The organism is Rhodoplanes tepidamans (assembly GCF_030813915.1).
In the GTDB taxonomy this organism is placed as follows: Bacteria; Pseudomonadota; Alphaproteobacteria; order Rhizobiales; family Xanthobacteraceae; genus Rhodoplanes; species Rhodoplanes tepidamans.
Window position 1 is genome coordinate 1 of sequence record NZ_JAUSUJ010000013.1, and the last position, 26,581, is coordinate 26,581.

Genomic DNA, 26,581 nt, shown 5'->3' on the forward strand with positions numbered 1-26,581 from the left:
ACCCCCCCCCGCCCCCCCGGGGCGCGGCGCCGCGCCCGCCGGGGGGGGGGGCGGGGCGCCCCCCCCCCCCCCCCCCCGGGGGGGGGCCCCCCCCCCCCCCCCGGGCCCCCCCCCCCCCCCCCCCCCGACCCTCTCCCTCGGGGAGAGGGGCGGGCCAGCGCCCCGGCAGAGGCGCCCATGACCCCCCGTTCCATCCTCGACAACGTGCCGTCCGGCTTCTCGCTGCTCGTGTGGGCGGTGATCTGGGAGCTGATCGGACGGTTCGGCGGCGTCGACCTGATCCCGCCGATGACCGCGATTCTCGCCAAGGCGGTCGAGCTGGTGCAGACCGAGAGCTTCCTGAAGGCGCTCGCCGTCACGGCCCAGGCCTTCGGCATCGGCATGGCGCTGGCGATCGTGATCGGCATCCCGCTCGGCGTGCTGATGGGCGTGTGGCGGCCGGCCGAGAAGCTCCTCAACGTGTGGGTCAACATCTTCATCAGCGCGCCGCTGACCGCGCTGGTGCCGGCCCTGATGCCACTGCTCGGCATCGGCCAGACCACCGTGGTCGCCACCGTGTTCCTGTTCGCCGTGTGGGTGCTGGTGATCGACACCCAGGCGGGCATCCGCCATGTCGGCGGCTCGCTGGTCGACATGGCACGGCTGTTCGGCGGCACCCGCGCGCAGATCTTCTTCAAGGTGCTGCTGCCGGGCGCGCTCCCCGAGATCCTCACCGGGCTGCGGCTCGCCGTGGTGCGCGGGGTCAAGGGCGTGGTGATCGGCCAGATCATCATCGCGCTGCTCGGCTTCGGCGAGCTGTTCGAGCTCTATCTCCAGAACTTCCTGATGGAGGAGTTCTGGGCGCTGGTGTTCCTCGTCTTCGCGCTCGCCTTCGTGATCGTCGAGCTCGTCGGCGTCGTCGAGCGCCGTTTCGATTTCTACGCCGGCTCGCGATGAGCCCTCCGCAGGACCAGTCAATGACCGACAAGACCACGCTGCTGATCGAGAACGGCCGCGCCCTCCTGCCCGGCGGCGATCCGCACCAGGGCGAGCGCTGCGACATCCTCGTGGAGAACGGCGCCATCGAGGAGATCGGCACCGGGCTCGCCGCGAGGCTGGCGAAGGACGGCATCGCCGTCGAGACGCTGGACGCCACCGACCGGCTGATCATCCCGGGCTTCGTCAACGCGCACTACCACTCGCACGACACCCTCGCCAAGGGCACCATGGACGAGACGCCGCTGGAGACGTGGCGCCTGCTCGCCCTGCCCCCGCAGTATCCCAAGCGATCGCGCGAAGAGATTCGCGCCAGAACCCTGATCGGCGCGCTGGAATGCCTGCGCTCGGGCATGACCACCGTGCAGGACATGGTGACGCTCTATCCGTTCGATCCGGAGCATTTCGAGGCCGTGGTCGAGGCCTACGAGGAGATCGGTGTGCGCGCCGTGGTGGCGCTGCAATACGCCGACATCCGCGGCATCGAGACCATCCCGTTCTGGAAGGAGGTCTTCCCGGCCGAGTACCATCCCTATCTCTCGACCGCCGCCGAGCCCGACAAGAAGATCGACCAGCTCGCCTGGTTCGAGGAGAACGTGCTCAAGCACCCGAAGCCCGGTGCGCGGGTGAGCTGGGCCCTCGGCCCGTCGGCGCCGGAGCGCTGCAGCCGCGCCCTGATCGAGCGCACCGCCACGCTCGCGAGGACCTACGGGCTGCCGATCTTCACCCACATCTACGAGTCGAAGGGCATGGCTCTGCAGGCCCGGCTCGAATACCCGGAGCACGGCGGCTCGCTGATCCGCCGACTCGAGCAGGAAGGCCTGCTCGGGCCCCGGCTCAACCTCGCCCATTCGGTGTGGCTGCTGCCGGACGAGATCGAGATACTCGCCCGCACCGGGACCAACGTGGTCATCAACCCGCTCAGCAATGCGAAGCTGAAGAGCGGCATCCCGCCGATCCGCGCCCTGCAGGACGCCGGCGTCTCGCTGGCGCTGGGCTGCGACAACTGCTCGTGCTCCGACGCGCAGAACATGTTCCAGGCGATGAAGCTGTTCGCCCTCATGGTGCACATCAGCGATCCCGATCCGGGCCCCGACCAGGCGGGCCGCGCCTTCGGGGCCGCCACGGCCGGCGGGGCGCATGCGATCGGCCGCGACGATCTCGGACAGATCGCGCCCGGCGCCCGCGCCGACCTGGTGCTGATCGACCTGAAGGACCCGTCCTACGTGCCGCTCAACAGCGCGACCCGGCAGCTCGTCTACACCGAGGGCGGGCGCGGCGTGGACACGGTTCTGGTCGACGGCCGCGTGGTGATCCGACACGGCCGCCTCGCCACCATGGACCAGGACGCGCTCCTCGACGAGGTGATGGCCGTGGTGCCCAAGTTCCGCGAGGACTTTTCCGTCATCGCCGCCCGGGTCGAGACGCTGAAGCCGTGGATCGCCGAGGCGCACAAGCGGATCTGGGCCGCCGACGTCGGCACCAACCGGCTGTTCACGGGCCGCTGACGGGTCTGTCCGATGAAGCCGGCCGAGGTCGACTATGTGCGGGCCGAGACGGTCGAGCATGCGCTCGCGCTGCTCGCCGAGACCGGCGTCGACAGCAAGGTCCTCGCCGGCGGCCAGAGCCTGATGCCGCTGCTCGCCATGCGGCTCGCCGGGCCGGAGCGGCTGATCGACATCGGCCGCGTGCCCGGCCTCGACCGGCTGGAGATCGTCGGTGACCGTCTGGTGATCGGCGCCCTGGTGCGCCATCACCGCGTCGCCACCGACCCGCTGGTGGCGCGTGCCGCGCCGCTGCTCGCCGCCGCCGCGCCGCACGTCGCCCATCCGGCGATCCGCAACCGCGGCACCTTCGGCGGCTCGCTGTCCCACGCGGACCCCGCCTCCGAGTTCCCGGCCTGCGCCCTCGCACTCGGGGCCGACATCGTCCTGGTCTCGGCGGCCGGGCGGCGCACCGTGCCGGCCGAGACCTTCTTCGAGGGGCTCTATCAGACCGCGCTGGGCCCGGACGAGCTGCTGCTGGAGGTGTCGATCCCGGTGGCGACGCCGGACGCGCGCTTCGCCTTCGTCGAGTTCGCCAGGCGCAGCGGCGACTACGCGCTCGCCGGGCTGGCGGCGGCGGCCCGCGCCGACGGCGATCGCCTCGCCGACCTGCGGCTCGCCTTCTTCGGCATCGGCGACGTGCCGGTGCTCGCGGCCGAGGCGGCCGCGATCCTCGCCTCCGGCCCGCACGCGGAGACGGCGATCGCGGCGGCCGTCGCGACGCTCGACGCGATCGAGGTGCGCGACAGCGCCGCGGCGGGTGCCGCCTACCGGCGCCACCTCGCCCGCGTCGCCCTGCGCCGGGCCGCCCGCGCGCTCGCACGTCCGGAGGCGGCCGCATGCCGATGATCCCGATCACCTGCACGATCAACGGCGAGACCGTCGAGGCGACCGTCTCGACGCGCGACACCCTCGCCGATCTGCTGCGCGACACGCTCGGGCTCACGGCGACGCATGTCGGCTGCGAGCACGGCGTCTGCGGCGCCTGCACGATCCTGTTCGACGGCCGCACCGCGCGGGCCTGCCTCGTGCTCGCCGCCCAGGCCGACGGCGCCGAGATCGAGACCCTGGAGGGCGCCACCGCCAGCGGCCGGATCGCCGCGCTCCAGAAGGCGTTTCACGATCACGCCGCGCTGCAGTGCGGCTTCTGCACCCCCGGCATGTTGCTCGCCGCGGCGGAATTCCTGGAGGACCACCCGGCGCCGAGCCGGGCGGAGATCCGCGAGGCACTGTCCGGCAACCTCTGCCGCTGCACCGGCTACCAGGCGATCGTCGACGCCGTCGCGGCGGTGGCGAAGGGAACCGAGCCGTGACGAGCCAGCACGATCTCGGTCCTTCCGGGACGGCGCGCCAGCGCCGGACCCGGAATCCAGCCGAGCATTCAGGACCTGCCGCTGGATTCCGGGTTCGCGCCTTCGGCGCGCCCCGGAATGACCGACCGGAGGGCATCGCACCGTGACGGCTCCCCTCCCCGCCCCCATCGGCGCGCCCGTCCCGCACCGGCGGACCTGGCGGCTCGTGCACGGGCGCGGGCGCTATGTCGGCGACGTGACGGTCCCGCGCCTGCTGCACGCGGCGTTCGTGCGCTCGCCGCACGGCCATGCCCGAATCGACGCGATCGACGTCGGCGCCGCCGCGGCCACGCCCGGCGTCGTCGCCGTGTTCACCGGGGCCGACATCGCGACCGTGTGCCGGCCGTGGCGCGGCGTGCACGGGCTGTTCCCGAGCCTGAACGCACCGCTGCAGCACGCCCTGGCGATCGACACGGCGCGCTGGAGCGGCGAGCCGGTGGCGCTGGTCGTCGCGACCAGCCGGGCGATCGCCGAGGACGCCGCCGCGCTCGTCGTGATCGACTGGACGCCGCTGCCCGCGGTCGCCGATCCCGAGACCGCGCGCGACGGCGCGGCAAGGATCCATCCCGACCTCGGCACCAATGTCTGCCTGGTGCAGAGCCACGAGTCCGGCGACGTCGACGCCGCCTTCGCCGGTGCCGCCGTGGTGGCGGAGGAGACGTTCCGGTTCGGCCGCCACACCGGCGTGCCGATCGAGGCGCGCGGCCTGATCGCCGACTTCGATCCGACCGAGCGGCGCCTCACCGTGCACCATTCGCACCAGTGCCCGCACCAGATGCAGAACGACTTCGCCGTGCTGCTCGGCTTGGCCGAGCACCGCGTGCGGGTGATCGCGCCCGACGTCGGCGGCGGCTTCGGCATCAAGCAGCAGCTCTACGGCGACGAGATCGCCGTGTGCGCGGCCGCGATGCTGCTCGGCCGCCCGGTCGCCTGGACGGCGGACCGGCTGGAGTCGTTCACGGCCGACATCCACGCCCGCGAGCACGTGGTGCAGGGCCGCGTCGCGCTGTCCGCCGCGGGCGACATCCTCGCCTTCGACGTCGACGACCTGCACGCCATCGGCCCCTACTCCCAGTTCCCGCGCTCCAGCGCCGGCGAAGGCCGCGCCGTCGTGGCGCAGACCGGCGCGCCCTACCGGTTCGGCGCGATCCGGGCCCGCGCCACCGCGGTGTTCCAGAACAAGGGCATGTCGGGCCACTATCGCGGCGTCGGCCAGCCGATCGCCTGCGCCGTCACCGAGGTCCTGCTCGACAAGGCCGCCCGAGGCGCCGGTCTCGACCCGATCGCGGTGCGGCGCCGCAACCTGGTCCGCGCCGCCGACCTGCCGTGGCGGGCACCGACCGGCGTCACCTATCCGCGGCTCGCCTTCGAGGAGTGCTTTGCCGCGCTCGACGCCCATCTGGATCTCGAGGCTCTGCGGCGCGACTGCGCCGACGCGCGGGCGAACGGACGCCTGCGCGGGCTCGGCCTCGCCTGCTTCGTCGAGATGACGTCGCGCGGCTCCGGCTTCTACGGCACCGGCGGCGTCGCGGTGTCGAGCCGCGACGGCTGCACGCTGCGGCTGGAGCCGACCGGCGGCATCCGCTGCCTGTCGAGCATCACCGAGCAGGGCCAGGGCGCCGAGACCGGCGTCCTGCAGGTGATCGCGGCGGCCGTCGGCGTGCCGCTCGACGCCGTCGATCTCCTCACCGGCGACACCGCGACGAGCTTCCACGGCGGCGGCACCTGGGGCTCGCGCTGCATGGCGATCGGCGGCGAGGCCGCCTGGCGGGCCGGCCGCGCCCTGCGGGCCGAGATTCTGGACATCGCCGCCCGTCTCCTCCAGGCCGACGCCGGCGCGCTCGACATCCGCGACGGGGTGGTGGTGGATGCCGCGACCGGCGGCGGCCGCATGACGCTCGCCGAGATCGGCGCCGTCGGCCACTTCCGCCCGCACGAGGTGCCGGGCGCGCAGCCTCAGCTCGTCGCCTCGGCGAGCTACGGGAGCGAGGCGCCGTTCCGGCCCGGCTGCGGCCTCCAGCTCGCCGTGGTCGAGATCGACCCGGACAGCGGCGCGGTGCGGCTGGAGCGCTTCGTCGTCGTGCACGAGTGCGGGCTGGTGGTGAACCCGCTGCTGGTCGACGAGCAGATCCGCGGCGGTGTCGTGCAGGGCCTGGGGGCGGCGCTGTTCGAGGAGCTGCTGTACGATTCGGAGGGCCAGCTCCTCAACGGCAGCCTCGCCGACTATCTGGTGCCGACCGCGCCGGAGATCTGCGACATCGAGCTGGTGCACGCCCACGCCACGCCGGCCGGCGGCGACGATCTCGGCATCGCCGGTGTCGGCGAGGCCGGCACCACGGGCGCCTCGGCCGCCGTGCTGTGCGCCGTCAACGACGCGCTGTCGGCGCGCGGCGCGTCGATCGCGCAGATCCCCTGCACGCCGGAGCGCATCCTAACGGCGCTCGGCGTGATCTGACCGCGCTCGTCCTCGCCGCCACTCCCGCTCGTCCGCGCGCAGGCGGGGACCCAGGGACGGCACGGCAGGAGGCTCTGGGATCCCCGCTGACGCGGGGATGAGCGGAGCTTGGATCGGGATCGCCGAAAACCGCGCTACGCCTGGAGCGCCGGCACGCCGAGCCTCTCCGCCCAGGTCCGCATTCCGTCGATCGTCGCCGCCACCACGGGGACGCCGGCGGCGCTGCGCCTCGCCATCTCGCCGAGCGCCCGCTCGCCCGGGAACACGATCCTGTCGCCGGGCGCGATCGGTTCCGTCGCCTTGACGCGGTCCAGGAACGCCTCCATCCGCCGCTCGAACTCGTCCAGAGGCTGGAACGCCGTCACGTCGATCGCCTGCAGCGTGAAGCAGACGCGCATCGGCGTGTCGTAAGGCTGGAACCCGGTGCCGCTGCCCGACACGACGCCGCCGCCCAGGATGCTGGTGACGATGTCGTTCACCATCGCGATGCCGAACGCCTTGTAGCCGCCGAACGGCAGCAGCGACATGCTCTTCAGCGCCTCGGCCGGATCCGTCGTCTCGCGGCCTTCGAGGTCGAGCGCCCAGCCCTGCGGGATCGGAACGCCGAGATCGCGGGCGCGGTGAATGCGTTCCACCGCCGCGGCCGTGCACGCCATGTCGAGGGCGAAGCAGCCGTGCCGGCCGGCCGGCGCCGCCACCGCGACCGGGTTGTTGCCCAGCACCGGCGTCCTGCCGCCGGGCGGCGGCATCACGCGGCGGCTCGCCGTGGTGTAGACGAAGCCGACCATGCCGGCGCGCGCCGCCTGCAGGGCGTAATGCTTGGCCGTGGTCAGCGAGTTTCCGTTGCGCACCGTGACGAGGCCGAGCCCGTGCTCGCGCGCCTTCTCGATCGCCCGCGCCATCGCCCGCGCCGCGGCCACCTGCCCGATGCCGTCATTGGCGTCCCACAGCGCGATCGCGCCGCGGTCGCGGATCACCGTGATGTCGGTCGCGGCGCGATCGCCGCCCGCCGCGATGCGGCCGAGGATCTGCAGGAACAGCCGCAGCCCGTGCGACTCCTCGCCCATCAGCTCGGCCTGGACGAACACCTCGGCCGTCGCGGCGGCATCGGACGGTGCGACGCCGAGGGCCTCGACCAGGACGACGCAGTGGCGGCGCAGCGCGTCCGCCCCGAGCACGATGCGGTGGTCGCCGTCGGAGGTCCTGGTCACGCCCGTCCTCGCGGATTGCCGGCGGCGGATGCCGCCCCGGCGTTTGTTCCGCCGTGGACCGGGCTTGTCAATCCTGCGGCGCGCGGGGTGGCGCGTCGCTCACTTCAGGTAGTCGGCGAGGCTCAGGCTCTGGATCTTGGCGATCGCCGAATAGGCGGCTTCGAGCTGGGTCTGGCGGGTCGAGAGCTCGGCCGCCGCGGCGGCGACGTCGACGTCGGTCAGCGTCGATTCGAGCGAGGTCGCCTGCTCCTGGAAGGCCTCCTGCGAATCGACCACGCTCTCCAGACGGTTGGCGTTGATCGACAGCTTGGTCTGGATGGTGGTGACGCCGCTCATCGCCTCCTTGGTGAGGGTGAGGACCTCGTTCAGCGTGTCGGTGTCGATCGACGAGGTTCCGCTCGGCAGGTTCGCCATGATGCTGAAGGCCCGCAGGGCCTTCTCGAACGCCTCGCTCTCGGCCGTGACCCCGTACTCCACCACCTGCTCGGTGCTGACCCGCACCGAGGTGATCTCGTCGTTGCCCTTGTAGTAGTCGAACGACGCCGAGCTCGGCACCGACTGGGCCGGATAGCTGTCGAGATCGACCGGAGCCGTGTCGATCATACTGCCGGAGAACAGGTAGCGGCCTTCGTACTGGGTGTTGAGCTGGGCCGCGAACTCTTCCAGGTATTCGCCCATCGCTGTGGTCAGGCTGGCGATGGTGCCCTCGTCGAGCGTGCCGGCGTCCGTCGCCCCGGTGACCGAGCTCTGCAGCGTCGTCAGCAGGTCCGACATCTGCGTCAGCGAGGAGTACATGATCTCGATGCGGCTGACCGCGTTGGTCGCCGACTCGGCATAGGCCTTCGACTGGGTGATGGCGGTCTGCATCTCCAGCACCCGCCGGCTGGACGAGCCGAGGCCGCCGAAATCGGTCGAGATCTCGCCCGAGGCCTGCTGCAGCATCAGCTCCGAATTGCGCGCCTGCGTCCGCAGCGCCGTGTCGATCATCTTGCCGCTGAGCGCGAAGGTGGCGACGCGACCGATCATGATTCAGCTCCCGATCAAGCGGACGAGACCATGTCGAGCAAAGTCGAGAACAGCTCGTTGACGATGGACATCACCTGGGCCGCCGCCTCGTACTGCGTCTGGAGCTCGCTGAGCAGGTTCGTCTCCTCGTCGAGGTTGACGCCCGATTTCGACGCGATGGCGTCGGTGACGCTGCTCTGCAGCGCGTCCGCCGTGGAGAGCTCGCTCGACGCGCTCGAATACTGGGTCGCGGCCGCGCCGACGACCTCGGCCGCGTAGGTGGCGAAGCTCGTCTTGGCGTTGCCCAGATTGCCGGCCGCGTCGAAGGAGTGGTTGCTCTCGAACAGGTCCAGCAGGCCGTCCGCGATCGTCGCGGAGCCGCTCGCCAGGACGGTCTCCCCGGTGGTCAGCGTGGCCGAGTCGTCGAGCTGCGAGATGGCGAGCAGGGACGTGTTGGCCAGGATGTCCGAACGCACCACGAAGTTCGAGGCACTGTCCCCGTCGACGAGATCGTTGAGCCCGAACCAGTCCGACAGGCCCTGCTCGTCGGTCCCGACGGCGCTGTCCATCTCGTTGATCGCCACGCCGTAGCTCGTATCGTCGGACGTCACGACGAGCCGGCCGGCGCTGTCGAGCGTCGCCGAGAGCCCGTCGACGGAGTCGATCGCGCTGACCAGGTCGTCCACGGTCGACAAGGTCGAGAGATCGATGTCCTCGTAGGAGACGAGCGCGCCATCCTGGTCGACGACCGCGAACCGAACCGTGCCGGTCGCTCCGAGCGAATCGGTTCCGGCGACGACGGTCGTCCCGGTCAGGCTGGCCGGGGCCGGCAACGCAGCGCCCTGGTTGTGGACCTGGTTGAGCGCGTCCGCCAGCGTCGACGCGAGCATGTCGAGATCCGTCTGGGCGTCCGGGAGGATCTCGTCGCGCAGGTCGATCAGGGCGCCGACTTCGCCGCTCGTGACGTGGGACGTGATGTCGACCCCGTCGACCACGATGCCGGAGAATCCGCTCGGCGGGGTCTCGCTGTAGACCGTGTCCGAGGTGACGGTCGAGGCGCTCGCGTAGGAGAGCTCGTGCACGGTGCTGTCGACCAGCACCTTGCCGCCCGTGGTGTAGACGTGCACCTCGTTGTTCGAGTTGGTGAACCAGGTGACGTTCATCAGGCCGCCGAGAGTCTGCAGGGCGGTGTTCCGCTGGTCCACGAGATCGCTGATGTCGGCACCGCTCGCCGACGCGGCGACGATCCGCTCGTTCAGCGAGTCGATGTCGCTCATCGACTGGTTGATCTCGTCGACGGCGTTGTCGATCTCCTCGTCGGCGTTCGACCTCAGGTTCTGGATCGAGCCGGAGGCGGTGCGGAACTGGGCCGCGAGGCTGTCGAGCGTGTCGATCACCTGGGCCTGCAGCGTCTCGCTCTCCGGCGTGTCCGTCAGTTCGGTCAGGGCCGAGGCGAGATCGGCGATTCCGTTGGCGATGGAGGTGCCGGAGGTGCTGTCGCTGTCGCTGGACGTCGCGCCGTACACCTGCTGGAGGAGGCTCGTGTACTCCTCCATCGTCGTCGCCGCGCCGAGCCGCGTCTCGGAGTCGACCAGCGAGGAGATCAGCATCTTCGAGACCGTGCTCGAGATGCCGGTGACCTCGACGCCGGTCCCGACTCCGGCCGTGACCATGGTCGACTGCGCCGCGGACTTGCGGGTGTAGCCGTCGGTGTCGGCGTTGGCGATGTTGGTCGAGGTCACGCTGATCCGCGTCTGCGCGGTCATCAGCGAGCTCAGGGCGATGTTGCGGGCGACGGCGAGCGACATGGTTGCCAGTCCTCCGGGGTCGACGCCCCGGCTCCCTTCTCAGGCCCGGACGCCCTTGCTGCACCAGCCGGTGACAGCACGCGGCCCCGCGACCTGCCCGTTCTCGCCGTAGGTGCCGCGCGACGCCATGTCCTGGCGCACCGCCTGCATGATCGCGTCGACCCGCCGCTGGCTGGCGGCGATCGCCTGCCGCAGGCGGGAGACGTTCTCGTCCATCACGGTGTTGAGCCGGCGCACCTGCTCGAACAGATGGTCGCGCATCTCCCGGTCCGCGGCCGCGTTGCCGAGGTCGTGGCGGTGGACGTGCATGGCCCAGCGCTCGACGTCCTCGGCGAGCGCCGTCTTGCGGGCGGTCGAGTTCGACAGCGAGGCCGGCATGCCGCGGGCGAGATTCCGGTTCTCCTCCTCGACGACGGCGATCAGCTCGTCGATCAGCGCGGTCACCTTCGCGACCGAGAGGTCCGCGTTCGACACCGGGGCGCAGCTTTCAACCGACAGGGTGGACATGGCTCACTCCTTGACTCTCAGGAACGCTTCGCCCGCGGAGGAAGCGCGTACAGGGCGCCAGCGCTCCGATAGGCCGATGCGGCCCGGGACTGGCGATCGATCGTCTCCAACTCGGCGCCGAGCCGGTCCCGCTCGGCCATCAGCTCGCGCAGCACGACGACGAGCTCGGACATGGTGGCGAGCACCGCCGTCCGCGGCATCGGCCCCGCTTCGGCCGCCGCCGCCTCGCCCGGGTGCGGCGCGGCCGCCCCGGCGAGCAGCCGGCGACCCTCCAGGGTCGCCCGGCGGGCGCGATGCACCAGCGGGTCCTCCGGCGGCTTGCCGCGTCGGCGACGCATGACGCTACCTCACCGCGCTCATCAACGTGTCGTACATGTCGCTGACCGTGGAGACGACCTGGGCGGCGGCCGAATAGGCCTGCTGCGCCGTGATCATGGTCGAGAACTCCTGGGTGGTGTCGGCCGTGCTCGACTCGAGCTTGCCGCCGTAGATCGACCCCGCCCCGCCGAGACCGGACTCGTGCAGCGTCGCAGTTCCGGACGACGTGCTCGCGGAATAGACGCCGCCGCTCTCCGTGGTGAGGCCGTCGGCATTGGCGAAGGTCGCGACCGCGACCTTGTAGATCACGTAGGTCTCGCCGTTGGAGTAGGCCGCGGTGACGTTGCCGCCGTCCTCGATGGTAATGCCGGTCAGGCTGCCGTAGGCGAGTCCGTCCTGGTCGATCTTCTTGAGATCGACGCTCGGCGTATCGGAATCCGACGAGTACTGGGTGAGGCCGTCGGCGTTGCCGGCGGTGCCGAGATCGAGCGTGATGGTGCTGTCCTCGGCGCCCGTGGTCCAGCCGGTGATCGAGATGGTCGCCGGGTCCGGGCTGGTGCTCGCCAGCGTGCCGTCCGCGTTGAAGGTGATGTCGATCGATCCCGTCACGGTGCCGGTCGTCACGGTCGAGTCGGTCGCGAGCGTCGCGTCGCTGAAACCGGCCGTCCAGGTGTTCTCACCCGTCTTGGTCCAGGTCACCGTGACGCTGCTGGCGGTGCCGAGCGAGTCGTAGACGTCCATCGTGGTGGTGAACTCGTCGCCGACCGCCGCGTCGGCGGGCAGGTTCGCGTCGATGGACTCGATCGTGGTGGCGGCGGCCACGCTCTGCAGGGAGGCGGTGTCGATCTTGCTCAGCGTCGCCGCGGTCTCGCCGCCGGTCACGTTGCCGTCCTGATCGGTGGCCCAGCCCATCAGATAGTAGCCGTTGATGGTCAGGTACCCGTCGGCGTCGTCGATGACGGCGTCGCCGTTGCGGGTGTAGTAGGTCGTGCCCGACTCGTCCTGGACGACGAAGAAGCCGTTGCCGTCGATCGCCATCGCGGTGTCGCTGCTCGACGACGTCAGGAGCCCCTGCTCCGTGATGTTGTAACGGGCCGACACGGCGACGCCACCCGACGAGTATCCGGCCGAGGACGAGCTCGACGAGAGCAGGCTCTCGAAGCTCGCCGTCACGGTCTTGTACCCCGTGGTGCTGGCGTTGGCGATGTTGTCCGAGACCATCGAGATGGCCTGGCTCTGAGAGTTCAGGGCCGAAACGGCGGAATTCAACGCTCCGCTGAGGCTCATGGTACGCTCCTCGACACCGTTCCGAATTCGCCGATCAAGACGACGTTCCGCCGATGGCCTCGTAGAGGCTCGTGACGGTGCTGCTCATCGTCGACATGGTCTCGCTCAGTTCGGTCAGAGTCTCGCTCATGCTCGAGATCTCGTTGAACGTCGCGTACGACATGATCTGGTTCGTGAATTCGGTGGTGTCGGTGGGGTCGAGCGGATTCTGGTTCTGGAGCTGGGTCGTGATCAGCGTGAGGAAATCGTCGGTGTCGAGCGAGCTGCTGCTCGACGTCGAGCTGCTGGTGGTGCTCGTCGTGCTCGAAGTGGTGGACGTCGCAGTGACGCTGGTCATGATGTGCCTCGACCGTTGTCGGCGCCGCCAGGCGGCCCGACCTCTGATGCCCGTCGCGATGTCGGATGTGATCGACGTTCATCAGTAGAACGGCCGATCCGGCGATTTCCGGCAGGTTTTTCGCGAGGGACCGACGCGGTCGCGGTCACGCCCGCGCGAGATCGCCCGGCGGGCCGGCGTGGCGCCGAATGCGCAGCGGCCCGCGTCGGCGGACGCGGGCCGTGGTCGGTCGGGATCGGGCGGCGGCGATCAGCGCGGCGGCGGACCGGACGGCGGCCCCGGCGGCAGGCCGAAGGGCGGCCGCGGCGGCCCGGGCGGCCGCAACACCACCTCGCCGAGCACCTTGCGGTCGGCGCGCGGGATGGCGGTCATTTCCTCGGCGATCCGGCGGGCGATCGCCCGGTCGGTCTCGGCGCGGGCGGCGAGAAACCCGTCGACCGTGGCCGTGAAGGCGGCCGGATCGAACGCCTCCGCGGACAGCAGCGCCCGCAGCTTCTCGTCCATCCTGCGCGGATCGGCCGGCCCGGAGCGGATGCGGGTGTCGATCTCCCCGAGCAGGCCCTCGACCTTGGCGAGGCTGGCGGGCGCGATGCGGCCCTGGAGCTCGCGGACGATGTCCTGGAAGTGCCGCGGCCGCGGCGGCGGCATGTCGGGCCGCATCAGCGTCCCGACCCAGGATCCGGCGAGGAACAGATTGACGCCCAGCGAGACGAACAGAACGACCCGGAGCGCGCCCGTGCGCGAGACTCCGCCCAACTCGGCCATGACCGGCTCCGCACTCACCGAAACTCTTGGAACAGCGACCCGGAAAATCCGAGGCCTCCGTCGTCCTGCGAGCGGGCGACGGTCATGAAGCTGCTCGCGAGACCGAGCAGGAAACAGGCCGAGAGGACGACGGCCGGCCGCCACTCCTGTCCGAACGAGCTAGCCAGCACCGCGAGCCAGCGGGACCGCGGCGGGGCCGTCGGCGGAGGGGCCGTGCTGGGGATCGGAACAGGGGTGCGGGGCTCCGGCTCCGCGGCGCGTGCCGCGGCGAAGATCCGATCGGCCAGATCCGCCGGGGCACGGACCGCCGGACGCGCCGCGAGCGCCTTTCGCAGCGCTGCGGCTTCCGCGACCACGGCTCGGGCCTCCTCGGAGACCTCCAGCAGCGCCAGGGCCTGCGTGCGCGACGGCTCCGGCCATGCGGAGACGTCCTCGCCCCATCGATCGACCTGATCCTCGAAGTCGTCAATATCCATTCCGGGGCCTTTTCCATCCTGGAAGCGGACTAGTCCGGAGAACGTCTCGAAATGCCAGAAGCTCCTTAACAAAGTTGAAAGGACGGGAACCGGCAGATCCGTTCGGCAGCGTTTTGCCGCACGGCGTCACCCGCCGCAATAGCCACGTCGAGGATTATACCTGCGAGTTTTGGGGGTACCCGGCACACCAACCCAAAAGAAATAGGCCGGTCCCGAAGGGCCGGCCCGAACTCGCTACCACTCCACCGTGGGGCGCGTGGCCTCCGATCAGCGGCGATTGCCGGCCGCCTGGCGGGCCACCGTCTCCACCGGAAGCGCGGCGTGTCCGCCCCGCGAGGCCATCTCCTGCGCCCGCGTCGGCAAGCCGGCGATCAGGGCCCAGGCGTCGCGCAGCTCCGCCAGCCCTTCGGTGATGCGCCGATAGCGCTCGGGCGCGTCGGGCTTGCGGAACGACTGCAGCACCACCAGGATGTTGGTGGTGTACATCGTGAACAGCCGCTCGGCCAGCTTGCCGCCCTTCTGGAAGTCGATGATGTGGCTGAGACCGCGCAGGATGGCGGCGGCCTTGAGCACGTCCTCCCAGGCGGCCGACGTCCGACCCTCCTGGATCGCGATGCTGGCCCGGTTGAGCAGCACCAGCACCTTGTCGTAGAGCAGCACCACGGCCCGCGACGGCGGCACCGTCGCAGCGGCACGCTGGTAGGCGGAGGTGGCCGACTGGGCCGCCAGCGCGGCTGGGGGCAAGACGACGCTCGGCGGCGCCGGATCGGGTTTGCGCCTCTGCGCGGACCTCTTGATAGCCATCAGTCATCCTCGGCTGCGAGTATGGCTTCCAGATAAGCGAGCATCGATTCCGCCTCCGAGATGGTCGCCTGGTAGTTGGCGTAGCGCGTCTCGAGAGTCGTCCGGTAGTCTTCCGCCTTGGTCTCGATGTCGGAGACCTTCGTCTCGTAATCGGAGTTCACGTCCTCCAGATCGTCGATCAGCGACTGCAGCGTCCCGTCGTTGGTGTCGGCGGCGGTGTCGGCAGCCGAGTACAGGATCTCGGCGAGACCGTAGCTGGTGGTGATGTCGATCGACTGGTCCGCGTCGCCCGAGAACACGAAGGTGAACCCCTCGTAGATCGTCCCGCTGGCGCCGACGATCCGGCTGCCGCTGACCGTGAACAGCGCACTGTTGCCGTCGACCGAGGCGGACGTGATGGTTCCGTCCTCGTCCACCTCGACGTCGAGCGTGAAGGACGACGGCGCGGCGCTGCCGCGCGACAGCAGCATCAGATCGCTCGACGAGCTGGTGAGCTCGAACGCGAACAGCGCCTTGATGCCGTCCAGGTTGTCGAGCAGCGCGTCGTCGAGCGCGTCCTCGTCGAGCTCCAGGTTGTTGGAGCTGTCGTAGGTGATCCCGATGTTGGCGAGCGACAGGGAATCGATGCTGGTCGCCAGTGCATCGGCGATCGACCGGTTGATGTTCCGCAGCGTCCCGTCGCCGAACAGCACCGCGTCGTCCGACGCGGTCCCCGAGGTCGTCGTCGCCTGCTGGGTCAGCGCCCATTCGCGATAGGCGTTGTAGGCGTCGACCAGCGCCTGGACCGCTTCCTTGACGGCAGTGTAGTCGCTCTCGATCTCGACCGATATCGAGGTGTCGTCGGGAGTGGTGTTGTAGAGATAGAAGGTGACGCCGTCGATGGCGTCGTCGATCTCGTTCGAGTCGCGGGTGATGGTCACCCCGTCGAGCTCGATGATGGCGTCCTGGGCGGCCTGTGCCTCGTTGGCGAAGGCGCCGTCCTCGTCGAGGATGCCGAGCTCCTCGAGCACGTCGTCGCCGGACACCGCGGCGGCCGTGATGCTCTTGCCGGTGTCGGTCGCGGTGAGGACCAGCTTGTAGGATCCGGACGACACCTGGAGCACGGTGGCCTGGACGCCGCTGCTCGAGCTCGAATTGTTGATCGCCTCGGCGAGATCCGCGAGGCTCATGTCCTCGGTGACGGTGACATTGACGGCGGTTCCGTCATCGACCGTCAGGCTGAACACCCCGGCATAGCCGAGATCGTCGGACTTGCTGGCGAGCGAGCCACTGGTGACCTTGTGGGCCTTGGCCACCTGGGTGATGACGAGGTCGTAGGTCGCGATATCGGCGCCGCTATCCGCCGTCACCGACACCGTCTCGGTCGCGTCGACGTCGCCGTTGGCGGTGAGATAGGAGGCACGGTCCTGGAAGACGTCGTTCTCCTTGGCCAGCGTGCCGGTGGGCGCGCGCAGCGCGTCGGCGGCGTCGGCGACGTCCTGGAGCAGCGACTGCATCTCCGAATAGGCGGAGATCTTCGCCTCGTTCGCCGTGATCTTGGTCTCGATCGAGTCCGCCTTGGAGAGCTTGGCCTCGACGGCCTCCTCGATCAGAGCGTCCCAGTCGGTGCTGACGGATGCCGAGGTCGTCGAGGTGCTCGACGTGCTCGTCGTGACGCTGCTGATGGTCGACATCTATTCCCTTCTCCGTCGGCAGTTTCGGGCCGGGGCATCCGCCCCGGCCCGACCGTCACGTGTCAGTGCCGGATCACTGCAGCAGCTTCAGCAGCTCCTGCGGCATCTGGTTGGCCTGGGCGGCGGCCGCGACGGCGGCCTGGGTCTTCACCTCGGCCGACGACAGCTTGGCCTGCTCGGACGCGATGTCGACGTCGGCGATCGCCGAGTTGGCCGCCTCGAGGTTCTCCTGCTGGGTGGCGATCGAGTCGGACCGGAACTCGAACCGCGACATCGTCGCACCGAGGTCGGCGCGGGCCTTGGAAACCGAGTCGATCGCGGTGTCGAGGGCCGTGATGGCCGCGTTGGCGTCGCTCTGGTTGATGACCGACAGCGAGTCCACGGAGAGCGCCGCGGCGTCCATGTCGGCGATCGTCACGGTGATCGTGTCGCTCGAGCTCGAGCCGACCATCACGGTGATGCCGGAGCCGAACGCGCTGGTGCCGTCGAGCAGCGACTGCTGATTGTAGCGCGTCGAGGTCGCGATGCCGTCGATTTCGTCGATGAGCTGCTGGAATTCCGCGTCGATGTAGGTGCGCTCGGTGTCGGTCACGGTGCCCGAGGCGGCCTGCGAGGCCAGCGACTTCATGCGCTGCAGGATGTCGCTGATGTTGGCGGCGCCGCCGTCGGCGGTCTGCAGCACCGAGATGCCGTGCGAGGCGTTGGTCTGGGCCTGGCTCAGGGCCGCGACGTCGGACTGGATGCGGGTCGAAATGGCGAGGCCGGCGGCGTCGTCGGACGCGCGATTGATGCGCGAGCCGCTGGCCAGCTTGGCGAGCGAGTCGGACTGATCGTCGGCGTTGATGTTCAGATAGCGGACGGCGGTGTTGGCGGCGGTGTTCGTGGAAATGACGGGCATCGTACTCTCCTCGCGTTGAACTCTTCGGATCCGCGCCCGGTCCCTGCGGGCGGCGGAGCGGCGCGGATCATCCGCGGCTGAAAGTTCAACGGGGCGGCCCGCGAACGGCGGGCGGCGAAAATTTCGGGGGCGCCGCCGACGTGGTTAATCTTCGGCTAACGCCTGGCGGATGTCGTTCTCGGAGCGGCGCAGCAGCTTGCGGAGCTGCTGGCGGGCGCGCTTGAGCAGCGACTCGACGGCCGACACGGTGGTGTCCATCACGTCGGCGATCTCGGCGTTGCTCATGCTCTCGTGATACGAAAGGATGATGGCGATGCGCTGCTGGTCGGGCAGCCGGTTCATGGCGGCGTCCAGCATCTCGGAGACCTCGGTGCGGTGCATCGCCGTGACGGCGTCGGGCTTCTCGTCGGCGACCTCGCCCACCGCCTCGACGTCCTCGCTGCGCGGCCGCCGGTGCAGGTCGATGCAGCGGTTGGTGACGACCCGGTAGAGCCAGGTGGAGAACTTGGCGCGGCCGCACTCCCAGCGGTCGCGGTGCGTCCACACCTTCAGCAGCGAGTCCTGGACGACGTCGTCGGCATCGGCGCGGTTGTCGAGGATGCGCAGCGCCAGGGCGAAGGCCCGGTCCACGTGGCGCTCGACCAGCATCCGGAACGCCCCCTCGTCGTTCTGGCCGATTCGGCGGAGGAGCTCGTCGTCGTCCGGCTCGCGGGCGCTCGCCGGCGTGGATCGAACGTCGTCGCTGCCCGGCTCCGGAATCGCCTGGACGGCGGGGTCGTCCCAGGACACGCACGCGTACGTCATGACAGTTCTCCCCAGCGACCGTGGTCGACCCGAGGTCGGCACCCACATGAGGCTTCGAGCATTCAACGGGCGAGCAGAACTATTCGGGCGGAGAATTTACGGTCTTCCCGAACTTTTTTGAGAGTTTTTACTAGGAAAAATCTGCCGATCACTGGGTAGGAATTTCCTATTACAGTATAAATGACGATCTTCTAAGACTTGCATTCGGAATATAGAGAAACATACCCGGCAGCTTCGATCATCGGCACCACGAACACTCGTATCGGCGGCACGCTCGACAGCGGCAGGTCTGTCGCATCGGTGGCCCTCACGCTGCCTCCGTGCCCTCGGCGGGGCCGTCCGGCCCGTCTCGTCCTACCGAAACACCTGCACGTCCGGCAGGCGACCACCGGCGTCCGAGGCGGCAGGCGGCACTGCTCCGTGGCGACCGCGCCGACCGGGCGCGCGTTCTATGCAGGACTTTTATGCAGCATGACGCAGGTCAATCGGACCGGTCGCCGGCTGGGCTAGGGTGCCGGCTTCTTATTCGGTGAGACTGGAGGCGTTCATGCACGGGGTGGAGCGACGGGACGGGGAGGAGGTGACGAGTCGCACGCGCTCGATCGTCGACGGCAACGAGGCGGCCGCGTCGGTCGCCTACCGGCTCGCCGAGGTGATCGCGATCTACCCGATCACGCCGTCGTCCAACATGGGCGAGTGGGCCGACCAGTGGAAGGCCGAGGGGGCGAAGAACATCTGGGGCACCGTCCCGGACGTCGTCGAGATGCAGAGCGAGGGCGGCGCCGCCGGCGCGCTGCACGGCGCCCTGCAGGGCGGCGCGCTGGGAACCACCTTCACGGCCTCCCAGGGCCTGCTGCTGATGATCCCCAACATGTACAAGATCGCGGGCGAGCTGACCTCGGTCGTGATCCACGTGGCGGCGCGCACCCTCGCGACCCACGCCCTGTCGATCTTCGGCGACCATTCCGACGTGATGGCGACGCGCCAGACCGGCTTCGCGCTGCTCTCCTCCGGCTCGGTGCAGGAGGCCGCCGACTTCGCCCTGATCGCGACCGCGGCGACGCTCGAATCGCGGGTGCCGTTCCTGCACTTCTTCGACGGCTTCCGCACCTCGCACGAGGTCAACGTCATCGAGCTGCCGACCGACGACGACCTGCACGCGATGATCGACGACCGCTTCGTGCGGGCCCATCGCGAGCGCGCCCTGACCCCGGATCGCCCGGTGCTGCGCGGCACCGCCCAGAACCCCGACGTGTTCTTCCAGGCCCGCGAGGCCTGCACGCCCTATTACCGGGCCTGCCCCGAGATCGTCCAGGACACGATGGACCGGTTCGGCCGGCTGACCGGCCGCGCCTACCGGCTGTTCGACTATGTCGGCGATCCCGACGCCGAGCGGGTCGTGATCCTGATGGGCTCCGGCGCCGGCGCCGTCGAGGAGACGGTCGAGGCGCTGCGCGCCGAGGGAGAGAAGGTCGGCCTCCTGAAGGTCCGGCTGTTCCGGCCGTTCGCGACCGAGACGTTCCTGGCCGCCCTGCCCGCCTCGGTGAAGTCGATCGCCGTGCTCGATCGCACCAAGGAGCCCGGCTCGGTCGGCGAGCCGCTCTACCAGGACGTGCTGTCGGCGTTCGCCGAGCGCGTCGCGTCGGGGGCCGCCGCCACCATGCCGCGGGTGATCGGCGGCCGCTACGGCCTGTCGTCGAAGGAGTTCACGCCGGCCATGGTCAAGGCCGTCTTCGACGAGCTCGCCAAGGCCGCGCCCCGGAACCACTTCACGGTCGGCATCACGGACGACGTCTCGCATTCCAGCCTGGAGGTCGACTCCGGCTTCTCGACCGAGCACCCGAAGACGGTGCGGGCGCTGTTCTACGGGCTCGGCTCGGACGGCACGGTCGGCGCCAACAAGAACTCGATCAAGATCATCGGCAAGTACACGCCGAGCTACGTCCAGGGCTATTTCGTCTACGACTCGAAGAAGTCCGGCTCGGTGACGGTGTCGCATCTGCGCTTCGGGCCCGACCCGATCCGTTCGACCTACCTGGTCTCGCGCGCCAACTTCGTGGCCTGCCACCAGTTCCAGTTCCTCTCCCGGATCGACGTGCTCGGCGCCGCCGAGGACGGCGCCACCTTCCTGCTCAACGCGCCCGGCGCGCCCGAGGAGGTGTGGGACAGGCTTCCCCGCAAGGTCCAGGAGACGATCGTCGCCAAGAAGCTGCGCTTCTTCGTGATCGACGCCTGGGCGGCGGCCCGCGAGGCCGGCATGGGCAGCCGCATCAACACCATCATGCAGACCTGCTTCTTCGCGATCTCGGGCGTGCTGCCCCGCGAGGACGCGATCGCCGCGATCAAGAAGTCGATCCAGGAGACCTACGGAAAGCGCGGCGCCGCGGTGGTGCAGAAGAACTTCGCCGCGGTCGACACCACGCTGGCCCGCCTGCACGAGATCCCGGTGCCGGCCGCCGTGAGCGCGACGCTCGAGATGCTGCCGCCGGTGTCGCCGCGCGCCCCCGCCTTCGTGCGCGACGTGCTCGGCGTGTCGATCGCCGGCAACGGCGACCAGCTCCCGGTCAGCGCCATGCCGGTCGACGGCACCTTCCCGACCGCCACGGCGCAGTGGGAGAAGCGCAACATCGCCCAGCAGATCCCGGTGTGGGACACCGACATCTGCATCCAGTGCGGCAAGTGCGTGCTGGTCTGCCCGCACGCCGTCATCCGCGCCAAGGTGGTCGACCAGGCCGCGCTGGAGGGCGCGCCCGAGACCTTCAAGCACGCCAAGGCGAAGTGGCGCGAGTTCGACGGCTGGCGTTACGCCCTGCAGGTGTCGCCGGAGGACTGCACGGGCTGCAAGCTGTGCGTCGAGGTCTGCCCGGTGAAGAGCAAGACCGAGGTGAAGCACAAGGCCCTCAACATGGCCGAGCAGGAGCCGCTGCGCGAGGTCGAGAACCGCAACTGGGACTTCTTCCTGTCGCTGCCCGAGGTGGCCCGTGACAAGGTGCGGCACGACAACGTCAAGGACGTCCAGTTGCTCGAGCCGCTGTTCGAGTTCTCGGGCGCCTGCTCAGGCTGCGGCGAGACGCCCTACATCAAGCTGCTCACCCAGCTGTTCGGCGACCGCCTGCTGATCGCCAACGCGACCGGCTGCTCGTCGATCTACGGCGGCAACCTGCCGACCACGCCCTACACGACCAACGGCTGCGGCCGCGGCCCGGCCTGGTCGAATTCGCTGTTCGAGGACAATGCCGAGTTCGGTCTCGGCATGCGGCTCGCCGCCGACAAGCAGATGGAGTTCGCCCGCGAGTTGGTCACCCGGCTCTCCGGCCGGCTCGGCGACGGGCTGGTGTCGGCGCTGCTCGAGGCCGACCAGTCGAAGGAGGCCGGCATCGAGGCGCAGCGCGTCCGCGTCGCCGAGCTGAAGCGCCTCCTCGCCGGCGCCTCGGACGACGAGGCCAGGGCGCTGCTCGCCGTCTCCGAGAGCCTGGTGCGCAAGAGCGTCTGGCTGATCGGCGGCGACGGCTGGGCCTACGACATCGGCTATGGCGGCCTCGACCACGTGCTCGGCTCCGGCCGCAACGTCAACGTGCTGGTGCTGGACACCGAGGTGTACTCGAACACCGGCGGCCAGATGTCGAAGTCGACGCCGCGCGCCGCGGTGGCCAAGTTCGCCGCCGGCGGCAAGATCACGGGCAAGAAGGACCTCGCCATGGAGGCGGTCAGCTTCGGCTCGGTCTACGTGGCGCGCGTCGCCATGGGCGGCGGCGACATGCACACGGTGCGGGCCTTCCAGGAGGCCGAGTCCTACGACGGGCCGTCGCTGATCATCGCCTACAGCCACTGCATCGCGCACGGCTACGACATGACCATCGGGCTCGACCAGCAGAAGGCCGCCGTGCAGTCCGGCTACTGGCCGCTGATGCGCTTCGACCCGCGCCTGTGGGAGCAGGGCAAGAACCCGTTCCAGCTCGACTCCAAGCCGCCGACGATTCCCTTCAAGCAGTACGCCTACAACGAGGCGCGCTACACCATGCTGGTGCGCTCAAACCCGCTGGCGGCACGCGAGCTCCTCAAGCACGCCCAGGACGACGTCGAGCGCCAGTGGCGCGTCTATGCCGACCGGGCCGAGATGGCGGGCCGCTCCGAGAGCCCAGACGTGACCCCGAAGGCCCCGGACGACGACGCGGCAGCCGCCGCGGCGAACGGGGGCGACGAGTGAAGAGAGGAATACGTCATTCCGGAAGCCGACCGCAGGTCGGCTGTCCGGAATCCATAACCCCTGTCCGTGTGTATGGATTCCGGGCTCGCCGCGGAGCCTGTGCTCGGGCGACGCGAAGCGCCGACCCGAGTGCGGCGCCCCGGAATGACCAGAGTGTTTTCGCGCGAAGGAGCGCCGCATGACCGACCTGACCACCCGCTATCTCGGGCTGAACCTCACCTCGCCCCTGGTGGCCTCGGCCTCGCCGCTGTGCGACTCGGTCGACGGCATCTGCCGGCTGGCGGACGCCGGGGTCGCGGCCGTGGTGCTGCCCTCGCTGTTCGAGGAGCAGCTGGTGCTCGAGAGCCTCGCCGTGCACGCCGACCTGGAGCGCGGCGCCGACACGTTCGCCGAAGCGGCCGGCTTCTTCCCGGACCTCCACACCTACAATCTCGGGCCGGACGGCTGCCTCGAGCTGATCTGCCAGGCCAAGGCCCGGGTCGACATCCCGATCGTCGCGAGCCTGAACGGCGTCACGGTGGGCGGCTGGATCGAGTACGCCAAGCTGATGCAGGACGCCGGTGCCGACGCGATCGAGCTCAACACCTACTCGATCGCCGTCGACCCGACCCGCACGGCCGCCGAGATCGAGCAGGGCTATGTCGACCTGCTCGCCGCCGTGAAGGCGCAGATCTCGATCCCGGTGGCCGTCAAGCTGTCGCCCTTCTTCTCGGCACCGGCCAACATCGCCCGGCGGCTCGGCGAGGCCGGCGCCGACGGGCTGGTGCTGTTCAACCGCTTCTACCAGCCCGACTTCGACATCGAGGAGCGCGAGGTGGTCGCCTCGCTGGCGCTCAGCCGGCCGGAGGAGCTGCTGGTGCGGCTGCACTGGGTGGCGATCCTGTACGGCCGGGTGAAGGCCGACCTCGCGATCACGGGCGGCGTCCATTCGGCGAACGACATGGTCAAGAGCATCATGGCCGGCGCCCGCGTCGCCTGCACCACCTCGGCCCTGCTGCAGCACGGCCCCGGCTACGCCCGGGCGATGCTGCGCGACCTCGACGCCTGGCTCGACGCGCACGAGTACGAGTCGGTCGCCCAGATGTGCGGCTCGATGAGCCGCGACGCGGTCCCCAACCCGTCCGCCTACGAGCGCGGCAACTACATGAAGGTGCTGAGCTCCTACACGCTGCGCGACGACATCCTGGCGGTGTGAGCATCTCTGTCATTCCGGGGCGCGCGGCCGACGGCCCGCGACCCCGGAATCCAGCGGCGAGCACGGCGGGCGGGGGCTGGATCCGGGTTTGGTGCGATGCGCCGCCCCGGAACGACCGGCCGAGCGGCCCGTGCCCGCCTTTACCATTCCGCGCACCCCCTCGGGATGCCCGTTTTCGTCGCCACGCCGGCGCCGCATTGCTCCTTCCTTGTAGACGGGCCGCTCCGGGGGGAGGGCCGGGCCGAAAGGTCCATTAACCGCACGCTAACCCTGCGGGACGAGGATGGCTCGTCGCGCAGGCGGTGGTCGAACCCCGTCGCTGCAACCTGCCGCCGGCGCGTTCCGCGCCGCCACAGAACAAGAAGCTTCGGGTTCGAGATGCGTGCGTATTCCGCCGGTACGGGCGACACGATTTCTTTCTGGTCCGCACTCGCAGGCGCCGTCGGCTGCGGCGGGCTGATGCTGTTCGTCGCCCTGCCGCTCGCCGTGTCGAGCCCCTTCCCCACCCCCAAGGATCGCGTCTGGATCGTCGAGCACGCCCGACCGGTGGCGCTCGCGCCGATGGGCACCGAGACCGAGGAGGCGATCGAGGCGGAGGCCGACCTCGAAGCCGACGAGTCCGGCCCCGAGGGCGGCAACGGCAGCCCGGCCGACATCCTCTCCTGGGAGCCGACCTTCTCGCTCGCCTCGCTGTCGATGGTCGACGCCGACCCGGGGGTGACCGGCAGCCTGGGCGGCGCCGCTGCCGTCGAGGCCGACGGCGCCGAGGGGGCCGCCACCCTGGCGCCGGCGGCTCCGGCGAAGGTCCGCCGCGGTGAGGCCCCCGACGAGATCGACGACTATCTCTGGGAAGCCTATCTGCGCACGCCGACCAAGAAGGACGGCTCCGGCGACTTCACCTGGAAGGACCCGGCCGCCGCCAAGCGCATGAACATGTCGCTGAAGGACTACGTCATCCGCGGCATGGACCGCGACTTCCGCGAGACCCTCTATCACATGGGCAAGGCGCTCGACGCCGACGGGCTGCGCTGGTCGATCCTCTCCGCCTTCCGCGACGACTTCCGCCAGCGTCTCGCCTCCGGCTTCAAGGCCTCGGTCGGCAATTCGCTGCACGGCGGCAGCCGTCGCACCGGCGGCTACGGGCACGGCCGCGCCATCGACATCACCATCGAGCACGGCAGCGGCGACGCCTCCGAGGTGTGGCGCTGGATCGATCGCAACGGCGCCCGCTTCGCCATCGCCCGGCCGATGCCCGGCTACGATCCCGCCCACATCCAGGCGCGCAGCAACTGGAAGCAGATCGCCGAGACGCTGCGGGCGAAGCGCTCGCGCTACGCCGGCGCCACGCCCCGCGACTGAGGCGCCCCGATCCGCGACGCCCCGATCCGCGCGACGCCGCCGGCTCCGCCCGCGGCGTGATCAGACGACCGCCGCGTCCGCCGGGGCGCGCAGCGCCTCCTGAAGGCGCACCAGGACGTCGGACCAGTCGCCCGCGCGCGACTGACGAATCAGCCGCATCGTCGGGTACCACGGGCTGTCGGCTCGATCGCGCAGCCAGCGCCAGTCGAGCGCGTGGGGCGTCAGCAGCAGGGTCGGCTTCGCCAGCGCGCCGGACAGATGCGCGACGGCGCTGTCCACCGACACCACCAGATCGAGCGCCGCGACGACCGCCGCCGTGTCGGAGAAGTCGCCCAGCGCACCCGAGAGGTCGACGATGTCGGGCCGCCCCGCCAGCGCCGCCCGGTCGTCCGGGCGGAGATCCTTCTGCAGGCTGTGGAGCGCGACGCCCCCGGCCGGCAGATGCGGCAGCAGCCGCGCGAGCGGCAGAGAGCGGCGCCGGTCGAACCGATGCTTGGGATTGCCGGCCCACACCAGGCCGACCTTGAGGCCGGCTCGTGCCGCGAGCCTCTCCCGCCAGGCGGCGACCGTGTCGGGCGCCGGCCGCAGGTAAGGCACCGCGGCCGGGAGGGTGTCGAGCGTGGTGCCGAGCCGCACCGGCAGGCTGAGCAGCGGCAGGTGGCAGTCATGGGGCGGCAGCGGCGTTCCGGCGGCGACCACCGCGACGCCCGGGAGGCTCCGCGCCAGCAGCCCGGCCAGCGGCGCCTGCACCTCGAGCACGATGCGCGCGGCGTGCGCCGCCACGACCGGTACGAAGCGGACGAACTGCAGCGTGTCGCCGAGCCCCTGCTCGGCGTGCAGCAGCAGCGTGCGGCCGTGGAGCGGCTCGCCCCGCCACTCCGGCACGGCGAACGACCGCACCGCCGGGACGAGCACGCCGGGCCGGCGCCGCCATTCGTACTCGGCGAAGCCGCGGGCGAAATCGCCGTCGAGCAGCAGCGCGGTGGCGAGGTTGAAGCGGGCCGTGCCGTCGTCCGGAGCGCGCGCGACCGCCGCCTCGTGCAGGGCGCGCGCCTCGTCGAGGCGCCCGAGGTCGTGCATCAGGCGGCCGAGATTGCAGCAGGGCTCGACCGCCTCGGGGGCGAGCGCGATCGCCTTGCGGTGCGCGGCCTCGGCGGCCTCGAACTCGTCCACGGCGTGCAGCGCGACGCCGAGCGTCGTCCAGGCCGCGGCGCTGCGCGGATCGAGCCGCACCGCCTCGTGGTGGCATCGCAGCGCCTCCTCGAGCCGGCCCGTGTCCTTGAGCACCATGCCGAGCCCGACATGGGCGGTCGGCCAGTCCGGACGCAGCGCGATCACCTCGCGCAAGGCCGCCTCGGCGCCGGCGTCGTCGCCGCGCTGACGCAGCACGCGCGCCATCTTGTAGTTGGCTTCCGCGAGCCATTCGGCGGCCCGGCCGGGATTGACCGCGACGGCCGCCGCATACGCGGCGATCGCCTCGGTGAGCCGCTCCTGCTGCATGAGGGCGGCGCCGAGATCGGCCTGCGCCCGCCCGATCTCCCGGCCGTCCCGCTCGTGTCGCATGCCCCGCCTGCCACTCCTGCTCGACCATGATACGGACG

Annotated in this window: 21 protein-coding genes and 1 pseudogene; 8 read left to right on the forward strand and 14 right to left on the reverse strand. The window is 70.3% G+C overall.

Annotation, left to right across the window (positions count from 1 at the left end):
• The first annotated feature begins 177 nt into the window (after positions 1-177).
• The 5 genes from J2S22_RS16165 to J2S22_RS16185 all read left to right on the forward strand — a co-directional run bounded on the left by J2S22_RS16165 (position 178) and on the right by J2S22_RS16185 (position 6,326).
• A complete protein-coding gene (locus J2S22_RS16165; RefSeq protein ID WP_272777617.1) occupies positions 178-936 on the forward strand; it encodes an ABC transporter permease in 759 nt (252 codons plus the stop codon).
• Positions 937-956: 20 nt separating this feature from the next.
• The gene (locus J2S22_RS16170; RefSeq protein ID WP_272777618.1) at positions 957-2,483 is read left to right on the forward strand and encodes an amidohydrolase family protein; all 1,527 of its coding nucleotides are present in this window, start codon (positions 957-959) and stop codon (positions 2,481-2,483) included.
• A 12-nt stretch (positions 2,484-2,495) separates the two neighbouring features.
• Positions 2,496-3,368 carry an FAD binding domain-containing protein gene (locus tag J2S22_RS16175; protein WP_272777619.1) on the forward strand — a complete coding sequence of 291 codons (873 nt, stop codon included), beginning with the start codon at positions 2,496-2,498 and terminating at the stop codon, positions 3,366-3,368.
• On the forward strand, positions 3,359-3,832 hold the full coding sequence (locus tag J2S22_RS16180; protein ID WP_272777620.1) for a (2Fe-2S)-binding protein: 474 nt from the start codon (positions 3,359-3,361) through the stop codon (positions 3,830-3,832). Before J2S22_RS16175 ends, J2S22_RS16180 begins: the two co-directional genes overlap by 10 nt.
• Positions 3,833-3,974: 142 nt before the next feature.
• The gene (locus J2S22_RS16185) at positions 3,975-6,326 is read left to right on the forward strand and encodes a xanthine dehydrogenase family protein molybdopterin-binding subunit (protein ID WP_272777621.1); all 2,352 of its coding nucleotides are present in this window, start codon (positions 3,975-3,977) and stop codon (positions 6,324-6,326) included.
• A 134-nt stretch (positions 6,327-6,460) separates the two neighbouring features.
• On the opposite strand, the gene J2S22_RS16190 is transcribed toward J2S22_RS16185, so the two are convergent.
• The 13 genes and pseudogenes from J2S22_RS16190 to J2S22_RS16250 all read right to left on the reverse strand — a co-directional run bounded on the left by J2S22_RS16190 (position 6,461) and on the right by J2S22_RS16250 (position 18,219).
• On the reverse strand, positions 6,461-7,537 hold the full coding sequence (locus J2S22_RS16190) for an Ldh family oxidoreductase (protein ID WP_272777622.1): 1,077 nt from the start codon (positions 7,535-7,537) through the stop codon (positions 6,461-6,463).
• Between the two features lie 99 nt (positions 7,538-7,636).
• On the reverse strand, positions 7,637-8,563 hold the full coding sequence (locus J2S22_RS16195; protein ID WP_272777623.1) for a flagellin: 927 nt from the start codon (positions 8,561-8,563) through the stop codon (positions 7,637-7,639).
• A gap of 14 nt (positions 8,564-8,577) precedes the next feature.
• Complete coding sequence (gene flgK / locus J2S22_RS16200; RefSeq protein ID WP_272777624.1) at positions 8,578-10,350, reverse strand: flagellar hook-associated protein FlgK; 1,773 nt, start codon at positions 10,348-10,350, stop codon at positions 8,578-8,580.
• A 39-nt stretch (positions 10,351-10,389) separates the two neighbouring features.
• Positions 10,390-10,857, reverse strand: a complete 468-nt coding sequence (locus tag J2S22_RS16205; protein WP_272777625.1) for a flagellar protein FlgN — start codon at positions 10,855-10,857, stop codon at positions 10,390-10,392.
• Between the two features lie 17 nt (positions 10,858-10,874).
• Complete coding sequence (locus tag J2S22_RS16210) at positions 10,875-11,195, reverse strand: hypothetical protein (protein ID WP_272777626.1); 321 nt, start codon at positions 11,193-11,195, stop codon at positions 10,875-10,877.
• 4 nt (positions 11,196-11,199) lie between these two features.
• Entirely contained in the window at positions 11,200-12,462 is a 1,263-nt protein-coding gene (gene flgE, locus J2S22_RS16215; protein ID WP_272777627.1) for a flagellar hook protein FlgE, read from the reverse strand.
• Positions 12,463-12,634: 172 nt separating this feature from the next.
• A pseudogene (locus J2S22_RS30920) lies at positions 12,635-12,799 on the reverse strand (flagellar hook capping FlgD N-terminal domain-containing protein); the annotation flags it as partial.
• Between the two features lie 249 nt (positions 12,800-13,048).
• On the reverse strand, positions 13,049-13,564 hold the full coding sequence (locus J2S22_RS16225) for a periplasmic heavy metal sensor (RefSeq protein WP_272777629.1): 516 nt from the start codon (positions 13,562-13,564) through the stop codon (positions 13,049-13,051).
• A gap of 14 nt (positions 13,565-13,578) precedes the next feature.
• The gene (locus J2S22_RS16230) at positions 13,579-14,040 is read right to left on the reverse strand and encodes a hypothetical protein (protein WP_272777630.1); all 462 of its coding nucleotides are present in this window, start codon (positions 14,038-14,040) and stop codon (positions 13,579-13,581) included.
• Between the two features lie 267 nt (positions 14,041-14,307).
• Positions 14,308-14,784, reverse strand: coding sequence for a flagellar export chaperone FliS (locus tag J2S22_RS16235; protein ID WP_272777631.1), 477 nt, complete (start codon positions 14,782-14,784; stop codon positions 14,308-14,310).
• 59 nt (positions 14,785-14,843) lie between these two features.
• Complete coding sequence (gene fliD, locus J2S22_RS16240; protein ID WP_272777632.1) at positions 14,844-16,517, reverse strand: flagellar filament capping protein FliD; 1,674 nt, start codon at positions 16,515-16,517, stop codon at positions 14,844-14,846.
• 73 nt (positions 16,518-16,590) lie between these two features.
• On the reverse strand, positions 16,591-17,415 hold the full coding sequence (locus tag J2S22_RS16245; protein WP_272777538.1) for a flagellin: 825 nt from the start codon (positions 17,413-17,415) through the stop codon (positions 16,591-16,593).
• A 144-nt stretch (positions 17,416-17,559) separates the two neighbouring features.
• Complete coding sequence (locus tag J2S22_RS16250) at positions 17,560-18,219, reverse strand: RNA polymerase sigma factor (protein WP_272777537.1); 660 nt, start codon at positions 18,217-18,219, stop codon at positions 17,560-17,562.
• 580 nt (positions 18,220-18,799) lie between these two features.
• Between J2S22_RS16250 and nifJ the strand changes: the two genes are divergently transcribed.
• From nifJ to J2S22_RS16265, 3 genes are all read left to right on the forward strand, one after another.
• On the forward strand, positions 18,800-22,426 hold the full coding sequence (gene nifJ / locus J2S22_RS16255) for a pyruvate:ferredoxin (flavodoxin) oxidoreductase (RefSeq protein ID WP_272777536.1): 3,627 nt from the start codon (positions 18,800-18,802) through the stop codon (positions 22,424-22,426).
• A gap of 178 nt (positions 22,427-22,604) precedes the next feature.
• On the forward strand, positions 22,605-23,621 hold the full coding sequence (locus tag J2S22_RS16260) for a dihydroorotate dehydrogenase-like protein (protein WP_272777535.1): 1,017 nt from the start codon (positions 22,605-22,607) through the stop codon (positions 23,619-23,621).
• 378 nt (positions 23,622-23,999) lie between these two features.
• On the forward strand, positions 24,000-24,980 hold the full coding sequence (locus tag J2S22_RS16265) for a hypothetical protein (protein WP_272777534.1): 981 nt from the start codon (positions 24,000-24,002) through the stop codon (positions 24,978-24,980).
• A 60-nt stretch (positions 24,981-25,040) separates the two neighbouring features.
• Here J2S22_RS16265 and J2S22_RS16270 read toward each other — a convergent pair whose 3' ends face one another.
• Positions 25,041-26,543: a tetratricopeptide repeat protein gene (locus J2S22_RS16270; protein WP_272777533.1), complete on the reverse strand. Its 1,503-nt coding sequence runs from the start codon at positions 26,541-26,543 to the stop codon at positions 25,041-25,043.
• Positions 26,544-26,581: the final 38 nt, after the last annotated feature.